Annotated in this window: 6 protein-coding genes; 1 reads left to right on the top strand and 5 read right to left on the bottom strand. The window is 56.5% G+C overall.

The features are described from left to right. Nucleotides 1–20: 20 nt before the first annotated feature. Genes AAC035_RS18940 through AAC035_RS18930 form a run of 3 tightly spaced genes read right to left on the bottom strand, consistent with a single transcriptional unit; the run spans nt 21 to nt 1,325 of the window. Nucleotides 21–203, bottom strand: a complete 183-nt coding sequence (locus AAC035_RS18940) for a DUF1289 domain-containing protein (protein ID WP_339806668.1) — start codon at nt 201–203, stop codon at nt 21–23. Continuing rightward, a complete protein-coding gene (locus tag AAC035_RS18935) occupies nt 200–736 on the bottom strand; it encodes a gamma carbonic anhydrase family protein (RefSeq protein ID WP_339806667.1) in 537 nt (178 codons plus the stop codon). Before AAC035_RS18935 ends, AAC035_RS18940 begins: the two co-directional genes overlap by 4 nt. A 1-nt stretch (nt 737) precedes the next feature. Beyond that, on the bottom strand, nt 738–1,325 hold the full coding sequence (locus AAC035_RS18930; protein WP_339806666.1) for a CoA pyrophosphatase: 588 nt from the start codon (nt 1,323–1,325) through the stop codon (nt 738–740). 91 nt (nt 1,326–1,416) lie between these two features. On the opposite strand from AAC035_RS18930, the gene AAC035_RS18925 reads away from it, so the two are divergent. Then, a complete protein-coding gene (locus tag AAC035_RS18925) occupies nt 1,417–1,965 on the top strand; it encodes an NUDIX hydrolase (protein ID WP_339806665.1) in 549 nt (182 codons plus the stop codon). A 29-nt stretch (nt 1,966–1,994) separates the two neighbouring features. Here AAC035_RS18925 and AAC035_RS18920 read toward each other — a convergent pair whose 3' ends face one another. Next, nucleotides 1,995–2,306 (bottom strand): NGG1p interacting factor NIF3, encoded by a 312-nt coding sequence (locus AAC035_RS18920; protein WP_339806664.1) that lies wholly within the window; start codon nt 2,304–2,306, stop codon nt 1,995–1,997. Nucleotides 2,307–2,804: 498 nt separating this feature from the next. After that, a partial coding sequence (purL, locus tag AAC035_RS18915) for a phosphoribosylformylglycinamidine synthase (RefSeq protein ID WP_339806663.1) occupies nt 2,805–4,614 on the bottom strand: 1,810 nt, incomplete at its 5' end.

The following is a 4,614-nucleotide window of genomic DNA, read 5'->3' as shown; positions in this document are numbered from 1 at the left end:
TAATTCCAAAATTCAGGCGCTCAGAGCAGCGCTTCCCGCTCACGCTCTGCTACCAGGACCAGAACTTCCCTGCGCTGCTCGTCCGTTAGCCGGGACCAGTGGGTAATTTCGTCACCAGTGCGATGACATCCTATGCAAATGTCCCGCTCATCAAGGGCACAGACGCTGACACAGGGTGAACGAACCCGGTCTTCCCTGTTCATTGATTACCCGGGACCATGGGTTTCAGCTCTTTCATGTACCTGGCGGCATTTTCTACGTAGTGAGCAGCGCTCAGCTCCAGCATTTTGCGCTGATTTTCTCCCAGCTCCCGCTTGATCTTGCCCGGCGCACCCACCACCAGGGAACCGTCCGGCACGATCATCCCCTCCGGAATCAGCGTATTTGCACCGATAAGGCAGTGCTTGCCAATGCGGGCGCCGTTCAGCACTACAGCATTGATGCCGATCAGCGAGTAGTCACCTACCTCGCAGCCGTGCAGCATGGCCTTGTGGCCCACTGTCACACCGCGACCCAGGGACAGCTTCACGCCCGTATCGGTGTGCAGCACAGAGCCATCCTGCACGTTGCTTTCAGGGCCAATGGTGATCAGGTCATTGTCACCACGAATAACCACGTTAAACCAGATACTGCAGTGCTCATGCAGTGCGACACGTCCGATTACCGTTGCGTTGTCAGCGACAAACTGCCCTGAGCCAATCAGTTCGGGCTTGAGTTCGCCCAGTTCATAAAGCATGTCAGCCTCCTTTTACAGGTTCGAAAATATCAATGTCAGCATCGTACACAGCGTTCAGAAAATCGACCAGCACCACGGCTGACAAGCCCCAGATCTGATAACGCCCCCAACGATAACAAGGCACATGATAGGTGTGGTTCTGGAATGGCAACACATCGGTCCGCTCCCGCTTGTCTTCCAGGAAGAACTCCACGGGCACCGTGAAGATGCTCTCTATTTCATGGGGATTCGGAGTCAGCGGATGATCGACTGGCACTACTCCAACGTAAGGAGTCACCAGGATGCCATAGCGGGACATGACCTGGCTCAGCGGCGCGATGATCTGCACCTCACCGGGCGGAAGCCCGATTTCTTCATGGGTTTCCCGAAGCGCAGTGTATTCCAGCGATGGATCCGAAAGATCCCGCTTGCCGCCGGGAAAGGCAACCTGGCCGCTGTGGGTTGAAAGGTTGGCGGAGCGCAGGGTAAAGAGAATTTCAGGACGGCCCGGGTTATTGGTTACCGGAACCAGCACACTGGCTTCCGGGTAATCCAGAGCCAGTTGCCTCGGCGCATAACCGGCCAGTCGCTCAGCCAAAAGATCTCGCAAAATCGCTCTCCGATAGTCAACTCGTGTGAGACACCAGCCTGTCATGGCGATACACTAGGACGAAAACAAGCCACATTATACGGGGTTATTCATGAAATTCTGCAGTAGCTGCGGTCACCCGGTCGAACAACGCGTACCTGCCGGTGACAATCGCCCGCGGTATGTGTGCCCGAGCTGTGAGACCATACATTACCAGAACCCCCGCATTGTTGCCGGGACGGTACCTGTCTGGGAAGGCCAGATCCTCCTGTGCCGGCGCGCGATCGAACCCCGATACGGGTACTGGACCCTGCCTGCCGGTTTTATGGAAAACTCGGAAACCACCGAAGAGGCTGCCACCAGGGAGACTCTCGAAGAAGCGGAAGCCACCGTGAGTCTTGAAGGGCTGTACACGATCATTCACGTGCCACACATTGATCAGGTCCATATGTTCTACCGGGCACAGCTCATCGACGGTCGCTACGGGGCCGGAGAGGAATCTCTCGAGACCCAGCTGTTCAATCCGGCGGACATCCCCTGGGAAAGGATTTCCTTTCCCACCGTGCGCAGGACGCTGGAGCACTTCATCGAAGACCTGCCGCGCCAGGAATACCCCATGCGCATCAGCGACATTCGCTACAAGCTCAAGCCAGGCGCCTGACCGCCTGGTTACGGCCCGCTGACACCACTTCAGATCACCTCCAGCCGCACCACATCATAAGCAGGCTCCTCGTAGGGATGTGCCTGCTTCAGTGCCTCAACAACAGCAGAGATGCACTGGTCGCCACAAACCAGCTCTACCCGGTATTCCGCAACCACTTCCAGCTCGCCCTGCTTTCCGAGAAACGGATCGCTGTCCGCCAGGGGCCGGAACTGTCCCTGCCCTGAACATTGCCAGGCGCATCGATCGTAATTCCCTATACGACCACCACCGGCGTCAAATACAGCCACCTTGGTCTGCTCAAGGTGAGTTTCAGGCACAAAATAAACCAGCTTGAACATGACGGCCTCCCGTGAACTTTTCGTCTTTGAAAACTCCGGACCAATGCCCCAGTCTGAGGCCATTCGGGCCTGCCAACAACCACTTGCGAGGTTACCCACAAAATCTGTGGATAACTCTGGGGAAAGTTTTTGGGCAACCCCCTACAACCCCCGTGGTTGCAGGGCTCTCTACAAATTGGCGACAAATCCACCTAAGTTTTAAAATCTTTATTTTTCAACAACTTAAGAATGCCGAACAAAATATAACCCAACTGCAGACCGATTAACCAGCGGTGCCCTCAAAAGCACCTGAACATGTGCATAAAAGTTTTTAGTCAAGGCCTTTTTTCGTTATAAAAGGCAAAAAAAACCTTGTAATCCTGCCGTTTAGCCAAGGCTGCCAACAGCGGCCAGGTGATCTTTCCGGGCAATAAAAAACCGGTGCGGAGTGCCAGCTTTCACTGGTATCCAACACCGGTTTCTCAATTCCGTCCAGCAGTGTTCCCGTGGTGTCCTGTATTAACCGAGCCACTTGCGGGCGTTGCGGAACATTCTCATCCAGGGCGCATCTTCCGACCAGCCTTCCGGACACCAGGAATACTGGGCAGCACGGAACACCCGCTCAGGATGAGGCATCATGATGGTGACCCGGCCATCGCTATTGGACAGTCCGGTAATACCTCGCCCGGATCCGTTTGGATTAAACGGGTAGGCTGCAGTGACTCCGCCCTGGTTGCTGATATACCGCAGCGCAACCTGCCCCGAGGCATCAAAGGTTTCCTCAGCGGCACCGTCACGAAACTCCGTGCGCCCTTCCCCATGGGCAACGGCGATAGGCATACGTGAGCCCGCCATGCCTTGCAGGAATGCGGATTTCGACTCCTGCACCTCTACCATCACCAGGCGTGCCTCGAACTGCTCTGACTGGTTTCGCACGAAGCGAGGCCAGCTGTCGGTGCCCGGAATCAGCTCATGAAGACTGGACATCATCTGACATCCGTTACACACACCCAGTGCGAGCGTGTCGTTGCGATCAAAAAACTCTGCAAACTGATCCCGCACCCGGCCATTGAACAGAATCGACTTGGCCCAGCCTTCACCTGCGCCCAGCACGTCCCCGTAGGAAAACCCGCCACAGGCTACCAGGGCCCTGAAATCGTTGAGTGCTACACGGCCAGACAGGAGATCGCTCATATGAACGTCTACCGACTCGAAACCGGCCCGGTCAAAAGCAGCCGCCATTTCGGTCTGTCCGTTTACGCCCTGTTCACGCAGTATGGCGACTCTGGGGTGCACTCCGGTGTTGATGTAGGGCGCAGCGATATCCTCCGCAGGATCGAACGTCAGCAGCGCGGACAACCCGGGATCGGATGTATCAAGCAAGCTGTCATATTCCTGCTTTGCGCAGTCGGCGTTATCACGCAAAGCCTGGATGCGGTAGCTGGTTTCAGCCCATAATCGCTGGAGATCCGTTCTCGCACGATCTACCACCGGGTCGGCGTTGAACAGAAAACGGATACGGTCCTCAGTGTTGAGCGTACCAATCACCGAGGTATGCTCCCCCAGTCCGGCCGCAGAGAACTGCTGAAGCACGAAAGGCGTGTCATCACGACGTACCTGTATGACCGCACCCAGCTCCTCGTTAAACAGCTCCCGGGCCAGCTGGCTGTGCTCCTCGGCAAGACCGTCGAGGCGAACATCAATACCGCAATGGCCCGCAAATGCCATTTCTGTCAGTGTCACAAACATGCCGCCGTCGGAACGGTCATGGTAAGCGAGCAATTTGCTGTCGCCGTTCAGCCCCTGAATCACCGCAAAAAATGCTTTGATGTCCTCGGGGTCGTCCAGATCTGGTGCCACAGCCCCCACCTGGCCGAATACCTGAGCCAGGGCAGAACCACCCAGCCGGTTCTGGCCAGCAGCCAGATCCACAAGAATCAGGTCGGTGTCGCCACAATCGGTGCGCAGTTGCGGGGTCAGGGTACGAGTCACATCGGTTACCGGCGCAAAGCCGCTGACCACAAGCGACAGGGGTGCGGTCACACTTTTTTGCTCATCACCCTCTTCCCATACGGTTTTCATGGACATTGAGTCCTTGCCAACCGGAATGGCAATACCAAGGGCCGGACACAGCTGCATACCCACAGCTTTGACCGTTTCATACAGATTTTCATCTTCGCCGGGATGCCCCGCCGCCGCCATCCAGTTTGCCGAGAGACGAATATCGGAAAGCTTTGCAATAGGTGCCGCCGCCATGTTGGTGATGGTCTCACCCACCGCCATGCGGCCCGAAGCCGGAGCATCTATGGTGGCCACCGGCGTGCGCTCG

It is taken from the genome of uncultured Marinobacter sp., from assembly GCF_963974375.1.
GTDB lineage: Bacteria > Pseudomonadota > Gammaproteobacteria > Pseudomonadales > Oleiphilaceae > Marinobacter.
This window is presented reverse-complemented; position numbering and strand designations above follow the sequence as displayed.

Bases quoted from the DNA above. Each gene is read 5' to 3' on its own strand.
- AAC035_RS18940 (WP_339806668.1), bottom strand. From the start codon at position 203: ATGAACAGGGAAGACCGGGTTCGTTCACCCTGTGTCAGCGTCTGTGCC.
- AAC035_RS18935 (WP_339806667.1), bottom strand. From the start codon at position 736: ATGCTTTATGAACTGGGCGAACTCAAGCCCGAACTGATTGGCTCAGGG.
- AAC035_RS18925 (WP_339806665.1), top strand. From the start codon at position 1,417: ATGAAATTCTGCAGTAGCTGCGGTCACCCGGTCGAACAACGCGTACCT.
- AAC035_RS18920 (WP_339806664.1), bottom strand. From the start codon at position 2,306: ATGTTCAAGCTGGTTTATTTTGTGCCTGAAACTCACCTTGAGCAGACC.